The following is a 23,268-nucleotide window of genomic DNA, read 5'->3' on the forward strand; positions in this document are numbered from 1 at the left end:
TTGCTCAAATAATGCAATTTAGCTATCTTCAAGCAAAATTTACCGATTAAAAGAGACAATTTTCAAATTCGGGCCAATTTCACATCGATTTATGACATGGAGCAACCAGTTTCGAGAGGTAATACCATTTAAGTATTTTTATCTGGTTTGCAGAGATGCGATAGATGCTGTGGAGAGGCTGCTTGCCTTTTTGGCTGTGACCTCTCTCTTCATCGGAGGAACAGGCTTCTTCAAGACGTACATGGCAAGCCTTCTGCTTGGAATCCAGCCGAGCATGATGATCTGCTTCGCTGTATTTCTTGTGTCGTTCAGTGTTTACACGCTGGACAAGCTCGTTGATCTCGATCGGGACATCTCAAACATGCCGGCAAGGAAGCAGTTTCTGTATTCGCGGAGGCGATTCTTCCTGGTCCTGGCGCTCTCCGCGTACCTTGCAGCCGCCCTCATCATGGTTTACGTGAGACCTGCAGCTCTTCCGCTGGTATTCGTGCCGGTGATTGCAAACGCATTTTACGGTATGCGTCTCCTCCCATGGATCCCGAGGCTGAAGGACATACCGGTGATGAAGAACGTCGTAGTTGGCTCCGCATGGGCACTGGTAACTGTGCTCATTCCGGTGTTTCATAGCGGTTACGGCAGTCCATGGGCCCTGGTACTGTACTTCATATTCATCAAGACGTTCATCGACACAGTTCTCTACGACATACGAGATGTTGCTGGCGACAGAATCAGTGGTGTGCGCACGATGCCTGTAATTCTTGGAGAGACGCCGACGGTTCTGGTGCTGCTCATCCTGAACACAACGATCCTGCCGGTCTCGCTGTTTCTTCCAGGAGGGAGCAGAGAGATCGCGCTGGCTCTCACACTCTACGGATACGCATACATCGCGTATCTGAGGAGGAGACGAAATCCAGTGGTTCTGGATATGCTCGTCGAGGGGGAATGGATGATGGCATGTGTGGCGCTGTACCTGCTGAATGCTCTATAGCCCTGCGAATCCGTATGGCTATCGAATTTCAGAATTGAGATTCACACCAGACTCTCTGAGAGAGCTGTGTTCGGTCCCTGACATACAAGTGGAAGCAGGAAAATTCCACTAAATAAATATTTTTCATATATCAGAATCAGATTCTTCAAATAAGGATAGAATGTCTGTGAAGAACAGGGGCAGTAAGGCGCACATTTTTGGATCAATTATCTTATTCGGAGAGATCCTCAGAATCTTTTGTCTTAATGGTGATGTGCGTTATGGGAGCTTGGTGCATCCTTTCGTGTGGACCAGATGTTGCATGGATCCGTGTATACTTAATGGTGATGTGCGTCATGGGAGCTTGGTGCATCCCTGCGACCGGAAGCAATATCAATTTTCTCCGCTCAACTTCAGAGCAATGGACAGACCAGGCCTGGACGAGTACTTCATGGAAATAGCATCGGTTGTGGCAAAGCGATCCACCTGTCTCAGAAACAGGGTGGGAGCGGTGATTGTGCGGGACAAGCGCATCCTCTCGACAGGCTACAACGGAGCCCCAACAGGACTGGAGCACTGTGATGTCGCTGGCTGTCTGAGAGAGAAGGTGGAGAGCGGAACCAGGCACGAGCTCTGCCGCGCGGTCCATGCCGAGCAGAACGCCATAATCCAGGCTGCCCTTCACGGAGTGAGCATCGAGGGCGCGACGCTCTATTGCACACACCAGCCATGCATACTCTGCGCAAAGATGATGATAAACGCGAGAATACGGAGGGTCGTTTACAGAAATCAGTACCCGGACGAGGGGGCGCTGAGGTTCCTGGAGCAGGCTGGGATAGAGGTCGTCAGGATCTGATTGGAGAGATAATTCAGTCAGCCGCTGCCTCTGCAAAGCAGACGCATGGGCGAGGATCACTCAAACCCTGTATTCATGCTGGAGTTTGCGGTCTCTGCGTGAAGTATATGTTTCTCTCATCTGAGCCGAGCTCCAGGAACTTGCCGGTGGCGAGGATCATGTGGCTGTACCTCAGAGGCGCCACTCTGGTGCCAGGACCGACAACAGATTCCTTCTGGAGCCTCACGTTATCGCCGACCACAGGTATGCCCTTTCGCCCGTTAAACTGATCCGCATCCAGCACGCTGTGCGCCTCGATTGTGGAGTACCTGCCAACTATCGCCCGGTTCAGCCGGACGCCATGCATTATGTTGGAGATGCTCATGACCGCGCTGTTTCTTATTTCAACATTCCTCTCGATCATGCATGTGTGTCCGACATGTGAGTTCTCTATGACGACCCCGGGCTCAATGCGACAGTCTCTTCCTATGAAGACGCTGCCCCTGAGCTCGATATCGCCGCGCTCCAGCAGGGGGCCTATGCGTTTAAGAGTCGATGGGTGTATCCACTGGCTCTCCCTGTAAGGATGTCTGAATTTGAAATGCCTCACCTTCCCTGCGAGGACGTTCATGGTGGCCTGAAGAAGCCTCTCGGGAGTACCGATGTCTATCCAGTAGCCTTTGAGCGGATAGCCGCAAACGTCGTAGCCGTTCTCCGTGAGATAGGGTATGAGATCCCCTCCGATATCTCGGGATTTGTCTCCCATCTCTGCGAGGACATCTCGTATCTCAGGGGAGAAAAGATAGAACGCGGTGTTGATCATCCTGCTTGGCTCTGTGCCTGCCTTGGGCTTCTCCACGAATCGGCGTATGCGCATATCGCTCTCCAGCTCCGCCACCCCATACTGGGAGACGCTCTCCTCTCTAGGAAGCTCCTTGAGTGCCACAGTAAGAATCGGATTCCTGCGCCTGTGATACGCTATGAATTCCTCAAGGTCGATATCTATGAGATTATCGCCGGAGACGACCAAAACATCATCGTTGAGGTTGAAGTAATTTATGCAATATCTGAGGGAGTCTGCGCTGCCATGGTCCTCGTACTGCGGCTGGTAGCTGAACTCCTCGTGTTCATCTATGCCAAGACGCTTGAAGAATCCCTCTCCTGCCTTGAAGTAGTTCGATAAAGCAAGCGTGTTCTCAAATCCCTTGCTGCCCAGTATGAACCTCCTGCACCCCTGGATGGCGAGAACTCTGAATAGGACTGCTATTATCGCAGTGTCGCATACCTCCACCAGGGGCTTCGGCTGGCAGAGCGTGAGAGGGTATAACCGTGTGCCCCCTCCGCCGACAGTTGCTATGACTGGCGGTGGCATGAAATCGGGTAGCACTTCGTAAATATTAAGACTATCGCTCAGATGTCTCGCTCGCAGCAGCCCACTGAATGAAGGAGCTGAGCGCAAGGCTTACCGGTACAGAGAGTTGGTGCGTCGCCCTCGTAGGTCGCTAAGAGCAGCTGAGACCAGATTTTGAGCATGTCCTGACCACCCTCCGACCTTTCCATCTCACACCGCCTTCAGCGTACCCCTGCTTGTCTGTATGAGGGACCCCTCCTGCCTCAGGCGCGAGATGATCTCCTCTGCTCTATCCCTATCTATTCCCTCCGCCTCAGCTCTATCGAGGACATCATCGATATGGGCTCCATCCTTCCCTCCAAGCTCCTTGATTATGTTCAACATCTGTTTTGTCTTGTCTCTGGTGCTCTTGCTGATCCCTATGCTGATCACGTCTGCATCCAGCATGCCCGTCTCCGGATCGACACCCACCTTCTTCAGGCACGACTCGACGATTTTTATAACCCGATCGACATCCTCCTCTGTGATCCAGTTGCTGAGCCTCAGCCTGGCGCTCGCCTCTCCGAGACGTATGAGCGCCTCGAGCTGTCTCGCTGTAACAGGCACAGGCTTGTTTCCATCCTGCCCCTGGCTTCTGAGGTTGATGTAGTACTCCTTGAACCTCTCCATCGCCACCCTTGTGAGCATCGGGAATACGTTCTTCCTGGCATAGGCCACATACTTCCTGAGCAGCTCAGGCTCTATCTCCGGCTTTATGACCTCCGTGGCGTTCTCGATCTCCTCTTCGTTTATTGATGAATTATGCTTATTACTCGTGAGCTCTCCAGCGTAGTTGCTCTTCAGAATATGTGTGGCTATGTGCGAATCTCTCTCAACATTCGGCTCGTCCGTGAGCACGAATATCAGGTCGAACCTGGACATCAGGGCCGGGGTGAGGTTTATCTGAGGCGCTATCGGCTCGTACCTGTCAAACCTCCCCATCTTCGGGTTCGCCGCTGCGAGAAGTGCACATCTCGATTTCAGCGTTGCCATGACACCCGCTTTTGCAACGCTGATCGTCTGCTGCTCCATGGCCTCGTGGAGCGCAGAGCGGTCGTCCGGGCTCATCTTGTCCATCTCATCCACTGCTGCGATGCCCTTATCAGCGAGCACCAGCGCCCCGGCCTCTATGGTCCACCTCCCATCACCGAGCTCGTCCTTTATCGCAGTCGCTGTGAGGCCTGCAGATGTCGAGCTCTTTCCTGATGTGTATATGCCCCTAGGCGAGAGCTTTGCCATGTACCTCAGAAGCTGCGATTTCGCAACCCCTGGGTCCCCCACCAGAAGTATGTGGATATCCCCTCGGATCCTTGCCCCGTCGGGAAGCCGCTTTGAGAATCCAGAGACAAGCTGCAGGGCCAGGGCCTCCTTCACATCCTCATAGCCGTAGATGGATGGGGCGATCGATCTCACGATCTTCTCATAAATATTAGGATCTCTGCTCAGCTCCAGAATTCGCTTCTCATCCTCCGGGGAGATCTCGATCTCCTCGAACTCCTGCTCCATCATCTCGATACTTATTCCATCGAGAAACAGATCGAAGTACGTGCTTTTTCCACTTTGTGTCGTCCTCTGGTATGATCTCAGGATCCCGTTGATTATCACCCTGTCCCCCGGGAAGATCCTGCCCACGAGATCGTCACCGAGCTCCACATCCAGTGTCTGGGGCTGCTCCCCTCCCCTGAGATCCTCCGGAGATTCCTGAACGCGGACCTTCTGCGCGTCGACAAACTGCGATCTCTTCGGAAGCAGTCTGAACGGCCCTCTTCTGTCGCAGGCCTCGTTCGGGCACTCATAGGGCTCGATGAACTTCGTCCCGGACTGATCAACATAAAAAACATGCCCGCACCTCTGGCACTCGTATGCAGCCCTGACTATCTTCGGCCTGACCTCTGTCGCTGTTCTGACCTGGCCCTCGATGGCTATTAGCTTCCCGATGTGATCACTTCTCAGATCCCTGGTCTTGAGGTGCTGCGGCAGGTTCACAATCCTAACATGAGCTCCGCTCAGATCCACATCCACAGGAAGCACTATCTCCTGAAGGGCGGTGTGAGCGGCATCCAGCATCACATCAGGGTTCTCGAGAAGATCGTCCGCGAACTCTGTGTCGTATCTGTCGAGATCCGCAAAATCCACGATCAGGCTTCTTGTTGATGGATACGACTCCGCAAGCTTCAGGAGATCGTCCCAGTACCTGGAGCGGATGAACTCCTCCCATTTTGAAACAGGATCGTACGACAACAGGGTGCCCCCACTGAGAGATGCACAGGATGGTATAAACACTTCTCCTCACCTGAGGGATGTATCCGATTGAGAGTTGAAACCAGCCATAAAACACAGTGCCTCGCTCCCGATTTGAGTCTTACCTGCAGGAAGTGTCCAGATAAGAGCTGAAGCCAGAAGTTTGGGCCATACTGCTTTTGGAGGTATGAGACACTTAATCTGTATTCGGACACGTCCCACATCGCGAGGAGATGTTAATGCTGCCCGGACAGGTCCATCCAGCTCATCGATTCTTTTTTATCATAGATGCACATCATAGCACGCAGGTAGATACCGATGTCAGGATACTGGGATCCGCATATGGAGCGCATGCCTGCTGAGGATCTTTATGCGCTCCAGCTTGACCGTCTGAAGGCTGTAACGAGATACGTCTACGATCACTCATCTTTTTACAGACAGCGCTTCGCTGAGGCCGGCGTCACGCCTGATGATGTGAAGGAGCTGGATGACATAACGAAGCTTCCTTTCACAAGAAAGGTCGATCTTAGAAATACATATCCGACAGGAATGTTCTGCCTCCCGAAGAACTGGGTCGTGAGATACCACGTCTCCAGCGGCACAACCGGCAAGCCGACTGTTGTCGGATACACGAAGGGCGATATTGAGGCATGGACAGAGTCGCTCGCGAGAGCCCTGACATCCATAGGGCTGGGCAGAAACGATGTCATCCAGGTCGGCTATGGCTACGGGCTCTTCACAGGCGGTCTCGGGCTCCATTACGGGGCGGAGAGGATCGGTGCTACAGTTCTCCCCACAAGCACTGGAAACACGGAGCGTCAGATCGAGCTGATGCAGGACCTGGAGAGCACTGCAATAGCATGCACACCATCATACTTCCTGCATATAGCAGAGGTCGCTGAGAGGATGGGGGTCTCCATAAGAGATGACACCAAACTCAGGGTGGGCATATTCGGCGCAGAGCCATGGTCTATTGAGACGAGGAGGAGAATAGAAGATATAACAGGCATCAAGGCCTACGACATATACGGGACGAGCGAGATAAGCGGACCGCTATTCACAGAGTGCCAGCACCAGAATGGGATCCATGTATGGGCTGACATGTTCCTCATAGAGATCGTCGATCCGAAGACAGGGGAGCAGGTCGAGGATGGAGAGCAGGGAGAGCTGGTTGTGACCACGCTGAACAAGTGGGCAATGCCTCTCATAAGATACAGAATCGGTGATCTCACGATCAAGGAATCCGAGCCGTGTGAATGCGGCCGCACGCATCCGAGAATAATGAGGATTCTCGGAAGAACAGATGACATGCTGGTGATCCGCGGTATAAACGTCTTCCCGAGCCAGATCGAATCTGTGCTGATGAACATACCAGAGGTAGGGCCACACTATCAGATTATTGTCAGCAGAGAGGGCGCGCTTGACGTGATGAAAGTCAGGGTGGAGCTCACTGACAGGGGCTTCAGCGACAGAATAGGCGATCTCATGGCGCTGAACAGGAGGATCTCCAAGGAGCTGAAGAACGTACTTAATATTTTCGCAGAGGTTGAGCTGGTGGAGCCGGGTGTCATACCGCGCTCTGAGGGAAAGGCAAAAAGGGTCATAGATACCCGTAAGGTGTAAGGGAGTGGTTTTGATGAGCGAGATAAAGCAGATATCACTTTTTGTGGAGAACAGGCCTGGCAGGATGGCCAAGGTCTCGAAGACGCTCTCCGATGCTGGAGTCAACATAAGAGCGATGACCATCGCAGAGGCCGGCGATTTTGGTGTTATAAGAATGGTTGTCGACGACCCGCAGAAGGGTTATGATGTTCTGCGTGACTCCGGATTCACAGTCTCTATGACAGACGTGCTGGCGGTCGAGATGCGTGATACGCCAGGCGGTCTCTATGAGATAGTCAGCGCCCTGGGGGAGAACAACATCAACATCGATTACGCATATGCATTCGTCACCGCAAAATCTGAGAAGGCGATGCTGATAATGCGTGTCGATGATATAGATGCTGCGAGGAGAACCCTGAGCTCGAGGGGCGTCAAGATAGCAACACCTGAGGAGATACAGAAGATCTGATGGGCGACGCGTCAGGGATGGCAGGAGAGGATCAGAGTTTATGGGGAGAGACCTGTACAGGCTCAGATCTGTGCAGGTTTCCATCCCTATAGAGGTTCCTGCTATATATACATTCAAGAGCGCGAACGTCTGTTTGGATCCTCCTGCGGATATCACGTGGCAGTCGACTTTGACAGCCCTGTGAGGGCCATGTAGGCTATCAGCGCCTCAAGCTGTATCCTCTCGTTCGCCCCCTCTGTTATCCTGAAGTCGATCTCTCCAATCCGGTTGATCATCCTGACCTTATCTGCATCAGGCACATCCAGATCGAGCATCTCACGGTGGATCTGGACCACCACATCCTGGCCTGAGAGCCCCTGTACAAGGAGAAGATCGTCGAGCTCGTTTCTCGCGCCCGCAAAATCCCCGGATATCGCCATTTTTATCAGATTCCTGATCTGCTCAGGCCTCGCCATCGATGTTATCTGATAGATAGTGTTCATGTCCACCTTATCGCTTATCAGGGCCGCGGCCTGGAGCGCGTTTATCGCCTTCCGCATATCCCCCCTCGCCACATAGTTTATGGCCTCGATGCCGTCTTCCGTTACCTCCACACCCTCCTGCTCCGCGATATACCTTATTCTCTTCTCGATGGCATCAGGGGTAAGAGCCCTGAAGCGGTATACAGCGCACCTCGACTGTATCGGCTCTATGATCTTCGAGGAGTAGTTGCAGGAGAGGATGAATCTGCATGTCGCGCTGTATCTCTCCATGGTTCTCCTGAGAGCGGACTGTGCATCGCTTGTCAGTGCGTCCGCCTCATCCAGAAATATCACCTTGAACTCAGCCCCTCCCAGAGGCGCCATCCGGGCGAAGTCCTTGACCTTCGTGCGGACGACATCTATGCCGCGCTCGTCGGATGCATTTAGCTCGATGAAGTTATCCCTCCATCCCTCGCCGAATATCTCGCGCACTATGCTGATCGCAGCCGCTGTCTTCCCGACACCCGGCGGCCCTGAGAAGAGGAGATGGGGCAGGTTTCTCGTGGCCACGTACGACTTGAGGCGCCTGACTATCTCCGGCTGGCCCACAATCTCATCCAGGCTCGTGGGCCTGTACTTCTCAATCCAGATCTCCTCTTTGATCGGAACCCCTCCAAGAACTCATTCCGCAGATCGATATATCAAGATTCCCTCACTGTGTGCGTGCGGCATGCGAGGCAGCTGGATTCATGAGGTGTTATGCCTGTGCGCGCTGATCCCGACTGCCCCCAGCGGCCGGGTCAACAGCCGAATGCCTCAGTAATCGGATGTTACGTCAATCGCTGTACGATTCGGGGTGCAGAGAAAAATGTGGACAGTGTGATCATTTCACCTGTCCGAGTGGGAGTATGACCCTTCCGTGCGCCTCGTTCAGAACCTGGGCAAGGGCTGTGTATATCGCGGAGAGGCCGCAGATGATTCCCTCATAGCCAGCCAGCGTCCCTATTGCAGCGCTGCCTGTTGCATCTCTGGCCGCGAGGAGGAAGAACAGAATCGCCAGCGATAGGAAGACGAACTGCAGTGCCCTGTTCGCTCTCAGCGTCCCGAAGAACATGACTGCAGTGAACAATCCCCACATGAAGAGGTATGCTGTCATCGCGGGAAGAGATGTCTTCTCTCCGAGATTCATGCCAGGTATCATTATAAGACCGACCAGCGTGAGCCAGAAGAGGCCGTAAGAGGTGAACGCTGTGGTTCCGAAGGTGTTCCCTTTCTTCCACTCCATGATTCCGGCTATTATCTGTGCGATGCCTCCATAGAAGATGCCCATTGCCAGTATCATCGAGCCAAGCTCGAAGTAACCCGCGTTGTGCAGATTCAGGAGCACTGTGGTCATGCCGAAGCCCATGAGTCCGAGGGGGGCCGGATTCGCAGTGGTGTCGAGCACCTTGATGGTGGAGTCCAGCGCCTTATTTGTCGCCAAGTATAAATCCCTCCTTCATTTGTGATCTTGGTGGAATCATAATATTAATTTGTTACCCTAAAGATATAAATTAAAAATAATGCGGTTTGTTTATTTCATGACATGTTTAAATACGAAATTGGCCAATTAGAATGATAAATTATTTCAAATAATCTATTTCAGAGGCGAACATCGCGACATCCAACGCTGACTCGAGCTGCTGGACGAGTGCTCCGATCTGGTACGTAAATGGGCAGTTGGTCGTGTACTTGATTCATCGAAATCCGGGCGCTCAAGCCGGTCCGGATTCATGGAGTACCCAGCCATAGCTCTCGATTCCAGCATAATCATTTAGTGCCACGAGCATACAAACCGGGTAGTTCGCCCCAGATTATCTCGCGCCCCCCTGTGTTAGCAATGAACAAAAAGTGTATATTCCACTCAGTATCACCTTGGTTGTCTCAAATTGCTTCGAAAATCTGACCCGGAGCTCGATTGCGCGGATCGGTGGTGCTGAAGCGCAGTACTCAAGTGATGCATCATCTGACATCTCGGGACAGGTTCCGCGGTAACTAACAGACATGACCAAGTTTAATAAGCAGTGTGCAAATTATCATCTATGATAATCGCAGTCTCCGATGTACACATGGCCGAGCGGCCCAGTGACCGCCAGGTGAAGGCAGACGATGCCAGATTTTTGGAGTTTTTGGACTGCACAGCATCAGACCAGCTCAGCAGCGGTGGGCACCTTGTCCTTTTGGGGGACATCGTCGATCTGTGGAGAAGAGATTTTGTGAGGGCGCTTATTGAAAGCGAGCCGGCACTCTCAAGGCTTATAGAGATCAGCAGAAAGGCCACAGTCCACTACATTGCAGGAAACCACGACTTCCATATGCTCAGAATGTGGGAGCTGGCGAACAATCGCTTTCCATTCGAAGTGACAAAGCCCCTCCGGCTCGAGGATGGTATGACCAAGCTGTTCTTCATACACGGCTACCAGCTGGAGGTGCTGGCGAACCCTTACTGCAAGTCCGTGAGTGCCTACGAGACATTCTCGGAGGGGCTCTGCATAGCTGGCGACGATACAGGTAATGCTGCTGACAAGCTGTGGGATACCTTCAATGTGGCCAAGTCGGCGCTTGATGGCATCAAGCGTCTGCCCTCTGATTTGAAAGGCGCTATTGACTCTATGATGCAGTCACAGGGGATCAGAATGACTGGCCCCCATAATACGAGAGCAATGGCAGAGCAGCTTGCATCATCAATGGCGCGGGTCGTCTATCTCGGAATGGAGCCTGATGAGTTCCTGATATCCGGACATACCCACCGCCCATTTTGCAATCCGGAGGAACGAATTGCGAACACAGGCTCGTGGAATAAAGAACCATGCGATCATTACAGCTTCATCGAGATCGATGACGGGCGCGTCGCGCTCAGAAAGTTCTAGCTTTCAATTAACTTTCTGCGTGATTCGCTCTCAACAGACTGAGATTGATATTTGGTGATCAAGAGTCAGATCTTCGCTATTTGAAATACCAAAAGACCCATTCACTGCACATACATGCTTGTATTGGTGGGGTACGCATACCCGACCTGGGGGCCGGGATCTCCGCTACCCCTCAGAGGATGATCTCTATGTTCAGCTCCTCTGCAAGCTCCTTGTACCTGTTCCTTATGGTGACCTCTGTCACGCCGGCGACGTCAGCCACCTCCCTCTGGGTACGCCTGTCGTTGCACAGGATCGAGGCTATGTATATGGCTGCAGCCGCAACGCCGGTCGGGCCGCGTCCTGAGGTGAGCTCCTTCTCTGCGGCCTGCCTCAGTATCTCTATGCCCTTCGCCTGGACATCGCCCTTGAGGTTGAGCCCGGAGCAGAATCTGGGTATGTAGTCTATTGGGCTTGTCGGCATGAGCTTGAGCGAGAGCTCGCGCGATACGAACCTATATGTCCTTCCGATCTCCTTCCTGCTCACCCTGGAGACCTCGGCGATCTCATCGAGCGTTCTGGGCACGTTGCACTGCCTGCACGCAGCATAAAGCGCAGCAGCCGCGACGCCCTCTATGCTCCTGCCGCGGATCAGATTCTTCTCGACAGCTCTCCTGTAGATAACAGCTGCGGTCTCTCTCACGTTTCTGGAGAGGCCAAGAGCGGATGCCATCCGATCCAGCTCTGACAGTGCGAACGCAAGATTGCGCTCTGTTGCGTTGCTCACCCTTATGCGCCTCTGCCACTTCCTCAGGCGGTAGAGCTGCGCACGGTTCTTAGATGATATCGTCTTACCGTATGAGTCCCTGTTTCTCCAGTCGATCATCGTGGATAGGCCCTTGTCATGTATTGTGTATGTCATCGGGGCACCAACCCTCGATCTCTTCATCCTCTGATCGTGATCGAAGGCCCTCCACTCAGGACCCTGATCGATGAAGTTCTCGTCTATGACCAGGCCACACTCAGAGCATACAAGCTCCGCTCTCTCATAGTCCCTGACCAGAGCACGACTTCCACACTCGGGACATTCTACAGTATACTTATCAAGCTCCTCTTCCTTCTCCTTCTCGCGCTGGAGCTTGATGCGCTCTTTTATCTTCTCCTGCTCTGTGCGCTCTATCTCTCTAATTCTCTCTATCTCTTCCACTTATCATCTCTCCTGGGAGATTTCACATAGAGCATGCTTCCGACGTGAACTGTCGCATCGACTCCTCTGGCGGGTCTGACGATAACATACGGCCTCTCCAGAGGACCGAATATATCCGAGACCTTACCAACCTTTGTGCTCTTTCGATCAACAACCACAGATCCTATCCTTGGAGGATCTGCTGCATCCCTGCGAACAATAAGTTTATTCTGAACTACATGGAGTGCTGTTCCCAGCCTTTTCAATAATCCACCTCAACAAAAGTAAGGCACCACTAGTATATAAAGCTTTCGAAAACCATTTATCTTATTAGGTGAATCTCCTGGCACCAGGAATGTTCGAAAGATTATCTACGGTTCCGGATGCACAGGAGCTCCTCGAGAGGGCCTTCAGGCGTGGTTCTAAGGCGGTTAAAGCCGCGGGGGATGATGCGGCATTTGTCGGCACAGCTGGCGGAGTCCTTGCCACCGCTCTGTCATCGATCGTCAGGAGGTTTCCAACATTCGAGAAACTGCCTGAGTTCTACTACGATCTGGTGGACGCAGTTGTTGGTGTTGATCAGCTCCGCATATCACTCTCCAGGGTGGGATGGGCCGCAAAGCAGATACGCAGGATATCAAGAGAATACATGCGGAGCCCCAGAGGTGCTGGTGAGAGGAGATCTGCTCTCGGGAGAATGGCATCCGTTGTCAAATCAATCGATGAAGATCTCGCATTTCTGAACGAGGCGTCCGCGCGTCTCAGAGAGATCCCAGGCATCGATCCCTCCCTCCCCACAATCATAATCGCAGGATATCCAAATGTCGGGAAGTCCAGCTTTCTCGCCATGGTCACCAGGGCCAGGCCGGAGATCGCAAGCTATCCATTCACGACACAGGGCCTGATCGTGGGTCACATCACCATGAAGGATAAGAGGTACCAGATATTAGACACACCAGGCCTTCTCGACAGGCCGCTCTCCGAGAGGAACGAGATCGAGAGGCAGGCGATCGCTGCCATGCGGCACCTCAGGGGCGTCGTGCTGTTCCTCATAGATCCAACAGGCCACTGCGGCTACCCGCTTGATGCGCAGCATAGGCTGCTGGAGGAAATAAAGAGCTGGCTGGAGCTGCCTGTCGTCGTGGCGTACAACAAATCTGATATACCATCTGACCATCCCCGGGATGGCATCAGGATATCTACGCTCACCGGAGATGGCGTGCAGGAGACGCTCGAGATCTGTCTATCTATTATGAGCGCCGAGTCTCGCCTATAAACCTCACCAGTCCGGGTGAGACCTTCATATCATCACAAAGGCTCTCTGCGATATCCTCCGGGCTCATACCGGAGCTGAGGAGCTCTGATATCCTCCGCAGGTCCTGCTCCTCTATTATCAGATACTCGCTCAGATCCTTTCTGTGACCCCATACATCCCCCTCTATCAGGGTGACGCCGTGGATCTGCAGAAACATCTTGCCTGCCTGTGATAGTGTTCGATAGTAAGATGCAGGCACCTGTATCGCCTTGAGCTGAGGGCATCTCTGGAGAAGTCTGAAGATGTCTGCATTCGATGCCCTGAATGCGAGATGCACGAACATCTCATCCCTGTTAAGCCGTTCTATCTCGCTCTTGGTGCTTACTACTCTTATCCTCAACATGGCTCACCCGGGTTGCATTTGATATGCAATGAGCCATTCCTGGATATAAATTTGGTGATCAAAGCAATATTGCTCACATCGAGCAATAAGAAAGGATTCTCCCCGTAACCGCACCAGGCGGGTTACATGGTCCTGTGAGCAGAAGATCAGAACGCTGCTTGTGGTTTTGCGACTTGATCCAGAATCCCCGCCCGCATGGCTATTCGGAGGAGATTACCTGATCATCACCCTCCCGAGGCATACCAGAAAGAGTGATAGGAATAGCCACCCGAGGATTCCCTCCAGGATCACAAGGTACCTGTAGATGCCAGATGGCCTGAACTCAACCGGACCTGCATACAGATATATGAGCGCACTGAAGTACATGCTCTCGTGGAGTGATGCGGGGATCTCTTCGGCTGGGAAATCCTCCTTAAGGCGCTCTGGATTTTCGTTCGGAGCTGCAGACTGCCTGTGGATCCCCTTCCCGAGATAGAAGATCAATCCAAACAATGGTATCAGCACGATCGACCAGACGAACGGATAGCTCGGCCTTACGCCGTAGCCGCATGTTATCCATGCCAGATAGTCGATGATCTTTCCCCAGCCGAGAGGCTTTCTTAGCTGCGCCTCCCTCCTGTAATCATAGTAGCAGTCATCTGCATCCTCAAACCACTCCAGCTCCTGGTAGTTCTTGACCAGGGCAAGATATGTTGCACCATCGTAGAGGATGTGATCCCTTATGTGGGGCCAAGGCGCTGTGAGCCTCCTGAACTCAGCGCCCTTCAGGTTTATCCCCGATGCACGCCCGAATGTTGTGTTGTCCAGAACAAACGCATCGATCCGCGCGCTGTTTAGGTTGAGATCCTCTGCGAAATATGTGCCTGCGAAGTTTGCGAGGCCCTCGAACTCTGTCAACCCGAAGATCGCATCGCCCTCGAATCGAATGTCACCAAAGTAAACGGCCTTATCAAACCTTGCAAGCGCGAAGTTCGCATCACCCCTGAATACAGAGCCATCAAAAGATGTGTATCCTGCGAAGCTCGACATGCCGAAGTTCGCGTCTCCGTCGAACTCCGTGCTCATGAAGCCAGCCCCGTCTCCGAACTTCGTGTTCAGGCAGATGAAATCTCCGGAGATGCATACCCCATAAAAATCTGCAAACCCCTGGAAGGAGGAGCTTGAAATGTGCAGGTCGCCAAGAAATGCGCTGTCAGCAAAGTACCCATAGCCGTCAAAGGCTGTGAAGTTCATCTCAGCATCTCCCAAGAACCTGGATCCGGAGAAGCTCACATCTTGCTTAAAGTGAGCGCCCTCGAAGCTTGCATCGCCGGAGACCACGATCCGATCGAAGAACGCGCCATCAGAGAAGACAGCAGATGCGAAATTCATACCATCGAACTTTGTGCTGGTGAGGTCCACAGCATCCTCAAACACCAGTCCGCTGAGGTCTACATCGCCCATCTCAGAGTTCGTTATTACAAACGCCCTTCTCACGATCTGCGGCTCTATTCGGGAGAGGTTAAGGGATCCCGAGATGGAGACTCCATCGAGAATGACAGGCTCTCCCGATACCACCTTCTGCATAATCTCATCAGCACTGATTGTAACCGCAGAGGAGTCTGATGTTATGCTGATCAGCAGAAGCAGAAGAAACGAACTCCTGAGCCGGCAGATCATCTTTTGTAGAGAGACCGGCTACCTATCTAAATCTGCCGGAATGTGCAGAGAACATGTCCGAATAAGAGGCGGGAGCCAAAAGTATGCGCCTTACAGCTCTTATTTATCAAAATTACTCTTCGCTTATTGGACCTGCCAGATATGGATTAGGTATTTCTGACATGCAGAATGCAGGAATGTCCAGGTTCCTGGCCACAGCTCTTATTCGGACAGATCCTGTGCAGCGGACGTCGCAGTTCCTTCACTTGCGTCGTGCTGTGTAACAAAGGACGCACACGAAGATGTGTTTACGCATCGGACATGTCCCCTCAGATCACCGATGCTGCAGTCATCAATGCGCCAGATACCAGCGGTATCGCGAAGTTGTCGTCCACTGATCTCCCTTTTATGAAAAGCGGCACCGAGTCCGCAAGAGTCGCACCTGCAGCACCTGCCAGGTATACATGTGGTGGAAGGTGCGTGAAGCCGGAAGTGAGGAAGCCGAGAAGCACGCATACAGAGAGCATGGCAGCTGCAACAACCCGCGGCTTTCTCTTTCGTGTGCTATTGAGCTGTGTGTTATCTATATCGCGCACGTTTGATCCCACAACCACAGATCCGACGATGCCACTGGCTGCATCGCCTATGCAGAGCATGAGTATGGCGAGAGCTGCAACCATCTCGCTGAAAAGAATCACCGCTAAAAGACATCCTGAGATGTAGAAGAAATATCCTGCCACACGCCCCTGCTCGCTCTGCCTGACCTCAGGAAGGTGTATCATACCTCTGAGCCTGAGCGCTTCCAGAACGACTGCAACAAGCAGAGCTGTGGCGACGAATCCAACCGTTACGTACCAGCCGGCCTTGAGGAGGATGATTGGCACGGACAGGCCGGTGAGATGTATGGACTTCCTTCTGATCTCCTTGATCAGAGAGGAGCGCCAGTTCTCGGCGGCCATCATGATTTTACAGGCATACCGGCTTCGGAGAAGCAGAGCGCGCCGGACATGAGATCCCTAATGATATCAACCGCTCTATCAGCTTCAATCCTGATCTGCTGCATCGTGTCCCTGTCCCGCACAGTGACCGTTCCGTCCTCGAGCGTTTGGTAATCCACAGTGATGCAGTACGGAGTCCCGATCTCATCATTCCGCCTGTACCTCCGACCGATGGATCCGGATGTGTCGAACTCCGCAAGCATTCCGCATCTTCTGAACTCATCGAAGATCCTCCTGGCGGGCTCGACCAGCTCATCCTTGTCCATGAGTGGGAGAATTGCCACATCTATAGGAGATATGCCTGGCAGGAACCTCAGGACCACCCTCATCTCATCCTCGACAGGCTCTTCGTGGTAGGAATGCTCAAGTACTGTGTACAGGATTCTGTCTATACCAAATGAGGGCTCGATGACATGAGGCACCACATACTCGCCGCGTATCTCCTCCTCGATCTCCTCCACAGATACAAGACGCCTCTCGATCTCGTACGTCTCGCCGTCGACTGTGATCTTTATCGTATCGCCTTTGAGATCTGCAACGCTCATAGCCTGTAGAGCATCTGCTATCGCCTTCGCTCTGCCCTTGAACCTGGGCCCCAGCACCTTCATATCAGGCTTTACAGCAACCCTTTTGCGCCTCACTGGCTCAGGGTAATGGACGAAGACGCTCAGGTTCGCCTTGCTCAGCGCCATATGCGACCTGAGATCGTAGTCGGTGCGGTCTGCTATGCCAACGATCTCTATCCAGCCGAGACGGTCGAGCAGAACCTCCGCATCCCAGCAGTCAGCTGCGTAATGAGCCATCTCATCCGCCTTGTGCTGCCTGAACCGAAGGCGCTCCCTGTCAACACCTACAGCCAGCAGATACTCATATGTCCTTGCGACGAAGTACGCCAGGATCTCGTGTGCTATGATGCCGCGTTCCACTGCCTCTCCAACGCTCATCTCCTCGACCTGGCCCCGCTCCTGTGCCTCCCTGGAGTAAAGTCTCAGCCGGAGATCCTTCACCTCTGAAAATCGCGGATGCTGCTTATTCCTTGGATCTATGAAGACCTCTGCCTCTGCCTGGCTGAACTCTCTTAGCCTTATCACCCCCTGCCTGGGGGATATCTCATTCCTGTAGGACCTTCCGATCTGGACCGCGCCGAACGGCAGAGAATCGCGGTAGTATCTGAGAAGCCTCTGGAAGTTTATGAACATGCCCTGCGCTGTCTCAGGCCTGAGGTATCCAGGATGTCTGTTGCCGGGGCCGATCGCAGTCCTGAACATCAGGTTGAACTCGTACACCTCAGAGAGCTCCCCACCGCACTCCGGGCAGGTGATATCGTTCTCCTTAATCATCCTGTATATCTCTTCAGCTGAGAGCGCGTCGGGAACCTCCACAATGTGCTTTATGAGATGATCCGCTCTGTATATCTCCTTGCACTCCTTGCACTCCGTGAGCGGATCGGAGAAGCCGCTAAGATGGCCTGATGCCCTGAAGACCTCCTCAATGCCTATTGTCGGGCACTCGATCTCCGCAAACCCCTCTCCTATGACGAAGAACCTCCTCCAGATGTCCTCTATCCTCCTCTTCAGCCTGGCTCCGAGAGGACCGTAGTCGTAGAAGCCTGCTGCACCACCGTAGAGCTCGAAGGACGGCCACATGAAGCCACGTCTTCTCGCCAGCTCGGTCACCTGCTCGTACCTGTCCATACCAAAATCCTCCGATGGTAGGAGCGCACGTGATAATTTAACCTTTATCCTGGGCTAGAGGTTCTCCAGGCTGTTTCCGAGAACAGCGGTCCACCACCATCTCGCCATGTCCACGAGATCCTTGCTGAAAGCTCCTGAGAGCCTGTACTCGCCCCCTCTTATAGATATCAGACCCGCACCCAGAAGCTTGTTCCTCATGGCATAGAATGCAGACCTGCTTATGCCCAGCTCCCTGATCAAGCTCTCCCACTCGTTTGTTTTCAGCGGATTCCCCTCCCGCATCCTATCCTCGACGATACCCAGAAACCTTCTGCCCCTCATCGCGGTCGTCTCATCCTTGAATAAACGCAGCATCAGCTCGTGATACGGATCCCTGGATCTGCTTATCATGTACTCCGGCTTCGATCTCACCTTGATCGTGGTCGCAGTCCTCGGCGCGTTCTTGATGGTGGTCATGATTCGAACATCCATTATATGCATCCAAATATCCTGCGGTTATGCAGCGTCTTGGTCTCGCCATTGAGAGCATCTATCCCCCTATTCATGCAACGAATACGCCAGTGAACGCCAATCTTCAGTACGTTCTGTTACGAGTCCGCTGTCCGCGCTCATCTCCTCCTCGGCCTGTACCTTCTCGTGACGAACCTGCGTGCTCTGTAGTCGCTGCCTACAGAATCCCCGACGAACCTCTCGACTCGCATCTCCCTCTCTCTCCTGCTTCTGGCCATGTAAACAACCACCAGGTAGTTCAGGACAAAGAACACAGGCAGCATCAGGAGACATATCAGCAGGATCTTCCACATCTCCATGGCATGATGTATACAGCTACCACTATAAAGATGCATGTCACTACACGTGAATGACCGCGATCTCCGTCGATCCCACAACAAAAGAGCCAGACATCCTTTAGAGATCGCATCCTGTAACCAAGAGGCATTGGAAGAGTCATCGCAATGGATAGCGATGAGTGGACCTCCCAAAAGCTTAAGTGGATACTGAAGAGAGAGATTCACATGCCTGAAGATCGGCTCGTAATATGGCCGGCATACTTCGATCTGGAACGGAGCCGGGGTCAGGGCAGAAGGGTCGCCACAGCCAATGCAGTGCGCAACCCGAAGCTGGAGGATATAATCCGCGCCTCCAAGGATCTAGGCCTGGACCCTGTGGTGGAGACGGAGAAGTGCTATCCAAAGAACTGGTACGAGCAACCCGGGAGGGTGCTCGTCCTGAAGAAGGGCAGCAAAACTAAGACTCTGAGGAGCATAGCGAGGGCGCTGAAGAAGAGAAGATCCTAGGGCTCCTGGCAGGTATCGATCTCCTCCACCATCTCCCTGCCAGCGACAACCTGATCTATACTGTGAACTGCGCCGCCGAACTCCTGGATGAGCCTCTCCACCGCGTGGTAGTCTATGTTGTCCCCCTCTATGGTGACCTTCACAGTCTCTGTCTGCCTGTCGACCTCGAAGAGGCTCATGTTGACCCCCTTCACTCCCTTGAGATCGCTGAGCACGTTCGCAAGCTCTATGATCGTGGGCTTGTGCGGCTTCAGCACATCGAGAACTATGCGTCTTATCATGTTACCTCCTAGACAGTAATGAATCAGATACATTAAAAACGTTGCACACTCAGATTTGTAATCGTATGATCGCTCCCATAAACCTCCTGTTCAATAGCAGCGTGTTGTTGCATGCCAATATCTACAAAATTTATATCAGGAGGGGGCTTTAAAGACCTTGCTCAAATCATGTTCAGTACAGTCGTGCTCTTGTACATGTTCCAGGACGGAGAAGCGCACAGCATGAAATGCTAAACTTTTGCTTCGATCACGTTCTTCGATTCTGCTATGAACCGCTCGACGAGCTCCTTCGCCACCTCGTCCGGGTACTGAACAGGGGGGTGCTTCATCGTGTACGATGAGATCTCCAGAAGGGGCCCACCGATGCCTCTCTCGATCGCAAGCTTGCACACCCTTATCGCATCGATTGTGCAGCCTGCGCTGTTGGGCGAGTCCTCGACAGACAGCCTGAGCTCAAGGTTAATGGGGACGTCCCCGAAGATCCTCCCCTCCATCCTCAGGAAGCAGACCTTGTTGTCCTTCTGCCATGGTATGTAATCACATGGACCTATGTGTATGTTCTCCGGGTCAAGAGGTGCATCCAGAACAGACTGAACTGCCTCCGTCTTTGATATCTTCTTTGATCTAAGCCGATCCCTGCTGAGCATGTTCAAAAAGTCTGTGTTTCCTCCGACGTTGAGCTGGTAGGTCCTGTCGAGACGACAACCGCGGTCCATGAAGAGCTTCGCCAGCGTCCTGTGGACTATTGTGGCGCCTATCTGCGATTTTATGTCATCTCCGACCACAGGAATGCCCCTCTCCTGAAACTTCGTCGCCCATTCCCTGTCGGATGCTATGAAGACGGGCATGCAGTTGATGAAGGCCACGCCAGCATCCAGGGCAGCCTGCGCATAGAACCTCGTCGCTCTCTCCGATCCCACTGGCATGTAGTTTATCAGTATCTCGGCGCCGCTGTCTTCGAGCTCCTTTCGGACATCACATGGCGGCTGATCAGCAACAACGAACGTGCTCTCCTCCGGATAATCCACCATGTGCGGTGCCACGCCATCGAGCACCGGACCCATCCTGACCTCTACACCCTTGTATGGAACATGTGGATAGAATATTTTGGTGCAGTTCGGTTTTGCAAATATGGCCTCGCTGATATCATGCCCCACCTTTCTGGCATCGATATCAAAAGCCGCCACGACATCTATGTCGCCTGGTCTGTAACCACAGATGTCGTAGTGCATGAGACCCACGCAATCCTCTGCGCTTCTGTCTTTGTAATACTCAATGCCCTGGATCAGAGAGCTCGCGCAGTTGCCCACCCCTGCTACTGCCAATCTAATCTTTTTCAATACCTATTCCCCTCCTGGAATCCCTGGAAGCTGGAACTCTGAGACCGGTTCACGCTATTTAGGTAGACATATATAACACTATATGGTGTAGCTTGTGAACCTGTCCAAATAAGAGATGAGGCCGGAAATCCGGACCTTCCCGCCTTCTGCATGTCAGAAACCCAATCCTTATTCGGACACGTCCTAGCTTGTATCAGAGATCCTTTTATAGGTTGAGGATCGGCCCCAGAAGATCGTTCAGCGCCCTCTCGAGATTCGCCCTCATGGATTGCATATCAGATGGGCTGTAGGGGAGCTTACGCCCAGGAAACGCCACACCCTCACCCTCCACATGGATTATCAGAGCGGGTTTTCCAACAGCGTGCGCCATCCCCAGGCCGTACATGACATCCGCATCTCTCTCTGTGAGGTCTGCGATGACCAGTCTCGAACTGCATATCACACGCCATGCCTGCCTGAGAGAGAGCTCCGTTCTTGTTATGTTTCTGAGCATGATCGGCTCGACTCTGAGATTTTCGAGTGTTGCCGAGATCACATCGTATACATCCTGTCCTCCCTTCGGAGAGAGGACCGCGCAGCTGTTCTCCAGCACATATGGCGCAGGCCCGAAGGCAGGCCTCAATCTGAGCATGCTCAGCATGCCCATGAATCGGAGAAACTCGGAATCAACATGATCTTCTGCCATCTTTCTGAGGGCATCTGCGCGGTCCGCAGCTGGCGTATCAAGCAGATCCGCAGGGAACTGGAGGAGAAATGGATCCTCGAAGCCGAACTCCCAGCTGGCCTTGGAAAGCGCCTGGTCTGCGGCAAGCTCGAGGTGCTCTGCCGAGATATACATCGATGAGAGGTTGCTCGGCCTGAACTGCGCGATGACGAGAAGCTTGCTGCGGTCCAGAATGACCACAATGCTGCATGGCAGAGACGATCGCGCTATCCCTCGCTGCAGATGTCTTGAATCAGAGATCTCATTGACGAAGCTGACGAACTCATCGAGAAGAGCATCAATCTTCTCCTGCGTCTCGAGCGGCATCGTGCCGCCTTTCGTTCTTATGCCCCTGTGGATCATAACTCCTAGCAGAGCATTTTAGGTATATGAAGCTGCCACACAAATGCCGGAAATGTTGGATACCAGGATGAGTTCTCATGGGAATGTGAGTTCGCAGCTGCAAATCGCAAAACCGGGGTGATCGATATTGGATGTTGAGATCAGGCGCTCAAAACGCAGAAAGAAGACCATCGAGATAAGGTTGAGAGAAGATAAGATAGAGGTCCTGGCCCCGGCGGATATCTCCGATGGAGACCTCAACGCGCACATCGCCAGGTTCAGGAGCAGGATGGAGATGAGGAAATCGAGAGACGACAGCTATCTGGAGCAGAGGGCAATGCGGCTCAACATGAAGTACCTCGGAGGCGTCATCTCCTGGAAAAGCATCTCTTATTCCGATAAAATGGAGAGGAGATATGGGTCCTGCACGCCATCCAATGGCACGATAAGGATAAGCCCCCGGCTCAGGAGCATGCCTGTCTGGGTGGAAGATTACGTGATCGTGCATGAGCTCGCGCACATGATCGAGCCAAACCACGGGCCACGCTTCTGGTCGCTTGTGAACAGGTATCCTCTGGCGGAGAGGGCTCGAGGATTCCTGATGGCGATGGATATGTGCAGGAGAAATACGATGCGAAAATGAATATTTATCCAGATGATCGGATAGATCACTTGGGAAAATGTACAGAAAAGAGAGAGGATGCGGAATGGTGGATGTGTACCCCCCATCTGAGGACACGTATCTCCTCATGCGTGCTGCGATCTCTGAAGCCAGTGCCGGCGACTCCGTCATAGAGATCGGCTGCGGCTCAGGGGTGATATCTGCATCTCTTATTGGCAAGGTCAGAAGCATACTGGCCACGGATATCAATCCCCACGCTGTCAGGGCGGCAGCATCTCTGGGCATACCTGCTGTGAGAGCTGATCTCTTTCACGGGATAAACTCGAAGTTTGACCTCATTCTCTTCAACCCGCCGTACCTGCCCACAGAGGATGGGCTGGATCTGAATCCTGAGGACGACCGCTGGCTGTCAACGGCGCTCGACGGCGGTGCGGATGGAAGAGAGGTGATAGAACGATTTCTAAAGGGCGTGAAGAATATCATGAGCCCGCGAGGAAGGTTACTTCTGCTCATCTCCTCGCTCACAGGTCTCGATGAAGTGCAGGAGCTGGCCCGAAGATCCGGATTCAACACAGAGATCGTGGCCATGGAGAGGTACTTCTTCGAGGAGCTGTATGTCCTGAAGCTCAGAAGGGCAGAGTGACGATCTGCCTCGGGT

Annotated in this window: 24 protein-coding genes; 9 read left to right on the forward strand and 15 right to left on the reverse strand. The window is 53.0% G+C overall.

Going from position 1 to position 23,268, the window contains the following annotated elements; all coding sequences use genetic code 11:
- The first annotated feature begins 169 nt into the window (after window positions 1–169).
- Both MTHE_RS01300 and MTHE_RS01305 read left to right on the forward strand, forming a co-directional pair.
- A complete protein-coding gene (locus tag MTHE_RS01300; protein ID WP_175265670.1) occupies window positions 170–988 on the forward strand; it encodes a UbiA family prenyltransferase in 819 nt (272 codons plus the stop codon).
- 400 nt (window positions 989–1,388) lie between these two features.
- The gene (locus MTHE_RS01305) at window positions 1,389–1,823 is read left to right on the forward strand and encodes a deoxycytidylate deaminase (RefSeq protein WP_011695453.1); all 435 of its coding nucleotides are present in this window, start codon (window positions 1,389–1,391) and stop codon (window positions 1,821–1,823) included.
- 73 nt (window positions 1,824–1,896) lie between these two features.
- Here MTHE_RS01305 and MTHE_RS01310 read toward each other — a convergent pair whose 3' ends face one another.
- Together MTHE_RS01310 and MTHE_RS01315 are read right to left on the reverse strand one after the other, a co-directional pair.
- Complete coding sequence (locus tag MTHE_RS01310) at window positions 1,897–3,174, reverse strand: sugar phosphate nucleotidyltransferase (RefSeq protein ID WP_011695454.1); 1,278 nt, start codon at window positions 3,172–3,174, stop codon at window positions 1,897–1,899.
- A 189-nt stretch (window positions 3,175–3,363) separates the two neighbouring features.
- On the reverse strand, window positions 3,364–5,433 hold the full coding sequence (locus MTHE_RS01315; RefSeq protein WP_011695455.1) for a minichromosome maintenance protein MCM: 2,070 nt from the start codon (window positions 5,431–5,433) through the stop codon (window positions 3,364–3,366).
- Window positions 5,434–5,751: 318 nt separating this feature from the next.
- Here MTHE_RS01315 and MTHE_RS01320 point away from each other — a divergent pair, with 318 nt between their 5' ends.
- Together MTHE_RS01320 and MTHE_RS01325 are read left to right on the forward strand one after the other, a co-directional pair.
- The gene (locus tag MTHE_RS01320) at window positions 5,752–7,056 is read left to right on the forward strand and encodes a phenylacetate--CoA ligase family protein (RefSeq protein ID WP_011695456.1); all 1,305 of its coding nucleotides are present in this window, start codon (window positions 5,752–5,754) and stop codon (window positions 7,054–7,056) included.
- 13 nt (window positions 7,057–7,069) lie between these two features.
- On the forward strand, window positions 7,070–7,504 hold the full coding sequence (locus MTHE_RS01325; RefSeq protein WP_011695457.1) for an ACT domain-containing protein: 435 nt from the start codon (window positions 7,070–7,072) through the stop codon (window positions 7,502–7,504).
- Between the two features lie 152 nt (window positions 7,505–7,656).
- Here the strand turns inward: MTHE_RS01325 and MTHE_RS01330 are convergent, their stop codons facing one another.
- Both MTHE_RS01330 and MTHE_RS01335 read right to left on the reverse strand, forming a co-directional pair.
- Complete coding sequence (locus MTHE_RS01330; RefSeq protein ID WP_175265987.1) at window positions 7,657–8,628, reverse strand: replication factor C small subunit; 972 nt, start codon at window positions 8,626–8,628, stop codon at window positions 7,657–7,659.
- Between the two features lie 220 nt (window positions 8,629–8,848).
- Window positions 8,849–9,448: an acetate uptake transporter gene (locus tag MTHE_RS01335; RefSeq protein ID WP_011695459.1), complete on the reverse strand. Its 600-nt coding sequence runs from the start codon at window positions 9,446–9,448 to the stop codon at window positions 8,849–8,851.
- 598 nt (window positions 9,449–10,046) lie between these two features.
- Between MTHE_RS01335 and MTHE_RS01340 the strand changes: the two genes are divergently transcribed.
- A complete protein-coding gene (locus tag MTHE_RS01340; RefSeq protein ID WP_011695460.1) occupies window positions 10,047–10,874 on the forward strand; it encodes a UDP-2,3-diacylglucosamine diphosphatase in 828 nt (275 codons plus the stop codon).
- 172 nt (window positions 10,875–11,046) lie between these two features.
- Here the strand turns inward: MTHE_RS01340 and MTHE_RS01345 are convergent, their stop codons facing one another.
- Together MTHE_RS01345 and MTHE_RS01350 are read right to left on the reverse strand one after the other, a co-directional pair.
- Complete coding sequence (locus tag MTHE_RS01345) at window positions 11,047–12,060, reverse strand: transcription initiation factor IIB (RefSeq protein WP_011695461.1); 1,014 nt, start codon at window positions 12,058–12,060, stop codon at window positions 11,047–11,049.
- Window positions 12,048–12,305, reverse strand: a complete 258-nt coding sequence (locus MTHE_RS01350; protein WP_011695462.1) for an H/ACA ribonucleoprotein complex subunit GAR1 — start codon at window positions 12,303–12,305, stop codon at window positions 12,048–12,050. Before MTHE_RS01350 ends, MTHE_RS01345 begins: the two co-directional genes overlap by 13 nt.
- Before the next feature lie 68 nt (window positions 12,306–12,373).
- On the opposite strand from MTHE_RS01350, the gene MTHE_RS01355 reads away from it, so the two are divergent.
- A complete protein-coding gene (locus tag MTHE_RS01355; protein ID WP_232840871.1) occupies window positions 12,374–13,315 on the forward strand; it encodes an NOG1 family protein in 942 nt (313 codons plus the stop codon).
- On the opposite strand, the gene MTHE_RS01360 is transcribed toward MTHE_RS01355, so the two are convergent.
- The 6 genes from MTHE_RS01360 to MTHE_RS01385 form a co-directional block, all read right to left on the reverse strand.
- Window positions 13,290–13,694, reverse strand: a complete 405-nt coding sequence (locus MTHE_RS01360; protein ID WP_011695464.1) for a DUF1699 family protein — start codon at window positions 13,692–13,694, stop codon at window positions 13,290–13,292. The genes MTHE_RS01355 and MTHE_RS01360 overlap by 26 nt on opposite strands.
- Before the next feature lie 216 nt (window positions 13,695–13,910).
- Window positions 13,911–15,356, reverse strand: a complete 1,446-nt coding sequence (locus tag MTHE_RS01365) for a pentapeptide repeat-containing protein (RefSeq protein ID WP_011695465.1) — start codon at window positions 15,354–15,356, stop codon at window positions 13,911–13,913.
- A 308-nt stretch (window positions 15,357–15,664) separates the two neighbouring features.
- A complete protein-coding gene (locus tag MTHE_RS01370) occupies window positions 15,665–16,297 on the reverse strand; it encodes a diacylglycerol/polyprenol kinase family protein (protein ID WP_011695466.1) in 633 nt (210 codons plus the stop codon).
- Complete coding sequence (gene glyS / locus MTHE_RS01375) at window positions 16,294–18,027, reverse strand: glycine--tRNA ligase (RefSeq protein ID WP_011695467.1); 1,734 nt, start codon at window positions 18,025–18,027, stop codon at window positions 16,294–16,296. The genes MTHE_RS01370 and glyS overlap by 4 nt, the downstream gene beginning before the upstream one ends.
- A 54-nt stretch (window positions 18,028–18,081) precedes the next feature.
- Window positions 18,082–18,483, reverse strand: coding sequence for a hypothetical protein (locus MTHE_RS01380; RefSeq protein ID WP_175265671.1), 402 nt, complete (start codon window positions 18,481–18,483; stop codon window positions 18,082–18,084).
- A gap of 152 nt (window positions 18,484–18,635) precedes the next feature.
- On the reverse strand, window positions 18,636–18,836 hold the full coding sequence (locus MTHE_RS01385) for a hypothetical protein (RefSeq protein WP_175265672.1): 201 nt from the start codon (window positions 18,834–18,836) through the stop codon (window positions 18,636–18,638).
- Window positions 18,837–19,040: 204 nt separating this feature from the next.
- On the opposite strand from MTHE_RS01385, the gene MTHE_RS01390 reads away from it, so the two are divergent.
- On the forward strand, window positions 19,041–19,322 hold the full coding sequence (locus MTHE_RS01390; protein WP_175265673.1) for a signal recognition particle protein Srp19: 282 nt from the start codon (window positions 19,041–19,043) through the stop codon (window positions 19,320–19,322).
- Here MTHE_RS01390 and MTHE_RS01395 read toward each other — a convergent pair.
- From MTHE_RS01395 to MTHE_RS01405, 3 genes are all read right to left on the reverse strand, one after another.
- Complete coding sequence (locus MTHE_RS01395) at window positions 19,319–19,603, reverse strand: DUF211 domain-containing protein (RefSeq protein ID WP_175265674.1); 285 nt, start codon at window positions 19,601–19,603, stop codon at window positions 19,319–19,321. The genes MTHE_RS01390 and MTHE_RS01395 overlap by 4 nt on opposite strands.
- Before the next feature lie 230 nt (window positions 19,604–19,833).
- Window positions 19,834–20,943 (reverse strand): inositol-3-phosphate synthase, encoded by a 1,110-nt coding sequence (locus tag MTHE_RS01400; protein ID WP_011695472.1) that lies wholly within the window; start codon window positions 20,941–20,943, stop codon window positions 19,834–19,836.
- Window positions 20,944–21,148: 205 nt separating this feature from the next.
- Window positions 21,149–22,009 carry a hypothetical protein gene (locus MTHE_RS01405; RefSeq protein WP_011695473.1) on the reverse strand — a complete coding sequence of 287 codons (861 nt, stop codon included), beginning with the start codon at window positions 22,007–22,009 and terminating at the stop codon, window positions 21,149–21,151.
- Window positions 22,010–22,136: 127 nt separating this feature from the next.
- Here MTHE_RS01405 and MTHE_RS01410 point away from each other — a divergent pair, with 127 nt between their 5' ends.
- Together MTHE_RS01410 and MTHE_RS01415 are read left to right on the forward strand one after the other, a co-directional pair.
- Window positions 22,137–22,631: a M48 metallopeptidase family protein gene (locus tag MTHE_RS01410; RefSeq protein ID WP_011695474.1), complete on the forward strand. Its 495-nt coding sequence runs from the start codon at window positions 22,137–22,139 to the stop codon at window positions 22,629–22,631.
- 37 nt (window positions 22,632–22,668) lie between these two features.
- The gene (locus tag MTHE_RS01415) at window positions 22,669–23,253 is read left to right on the forward strand and encodes a HemK2/MTQ2 family protein methyltransferase (protein WP_217417063.1); all 585 of its coding nucleotides are present in this window, start codon (window positions 22,669–22,671) and stop codon (window positions 23,251–23,253) included.
- Window positions 23,254–23,268: the final 15 nt, after the last annotated feature.

It is taken from the genome of Methanothrix thermoacetophila PT (genome assembly GCF_000014945.1).
Taxonomy (GTDB): domain Archaea; phylum Halobacteriota; class Methanosarcinia; order Methanotrichales; family Methanotrichaceae; genus Methanothrix_B; species Methanothrix_B thermoacetophila.

Bases quoted from the DNA above. Each gene is read 5' to 3' on its own strand.
- MTHE_RS01305 (WP_011695453.1), top strand. From the start codon at position 1,389: ATGGACAGACCAGGCCTGGACGAGTACTTCATGGAAATAGCATCGGTT.
- MTHE_RS01310 (WP_011695454.1), bottom strand. From the start codon at position 3,174: ATGCCACCGCCAGTCATAGCAACTGTCGGCGGAGGGGGCACACGGTTA.
- MTHE_RS01320 (WP_011695456.1), top strand. From the start codon at position 5,752: ATGTCAGGATACTGGGATCCGCATATGGAGCGCATGCCTGCTGAGGAT.
- MTHE_RS01325 (WP_011695457.1), top strand. From the start codon at position 7,070: ATGAGCGAGATAAAGCAGATATCACTTTTTGTGGAGAACAGGCCTGGC.
- MTHE_RS01340 (WP_011695460.1), top strand. From the start codon at position 10,047: ATGATAATCGCAGTCTCCGATGTACACATGGCCGAGCGGCCCAGTGAC.
- MTHE_RS01365 (WP_011695465.1), bottom strand. From the start codon at position 15,356: ATGATCTGCCGGCTCAGGAGTTCGTTTCTTCTGCTTCTGCTGATCAGC.
- MTHE_RS01370 (WP_011695466.1), bottom strand. From the start codon at position 16,297: ATGATGGCCGCCGAGAACTGGCGCTCCTCTCTGATCAAGGAGATCAGA.
- glyS (WP_011695467.1), bottom strand. From the start codon at position 18,027: ATGGACAGGTACGAGCAGGTGACCGAGCTGGCGAGAAGACGTGGCTTC.
- MTHE_RS01380 (WP_175265671.1), bottom strand. From the start codon at position 18,483: ATGACCACCATCAAGAACGCGCCGAGGACTGCGACCACGATCAAGGTG.
- MTHE_RS01385 (WP_175265672.1), bottom strand. From the start codon at position 18,836: ATGGAGATGTGGAAGATCCTGCTGATATGTCTCCTGATGCTGCCTGTG.
- MTHE_RS01390 (WP_175265673.1), top strand. From the start codon at position 19,041: ATGCCTGAAGATCGGCTCGTAATATGGCCGGCATACTTCGATCTGGAA.
- MTHE_RS01395 (WP_175265674.1), bottom strand. From the start codon at position 19,603: ATGATAAGACGCATAGTTCTCGATGTGCTGAAGCCGCACAAGCCCACG.
- MTHE_RS01405 (WP_011695473.1), bottom strand. From the start codon at position 22,009: ATGATCCACAGGGGCATAAGAACGAAAGGCGGCACGATGCCGCTCGAG.
- MTHE_RS01415 (WP_217417063.1), top strand. From the start codon at position 22,669: ATGTACAGAAAAGAGAGAGGATGCGGAATGGTGGATGTGTACCCCCCA.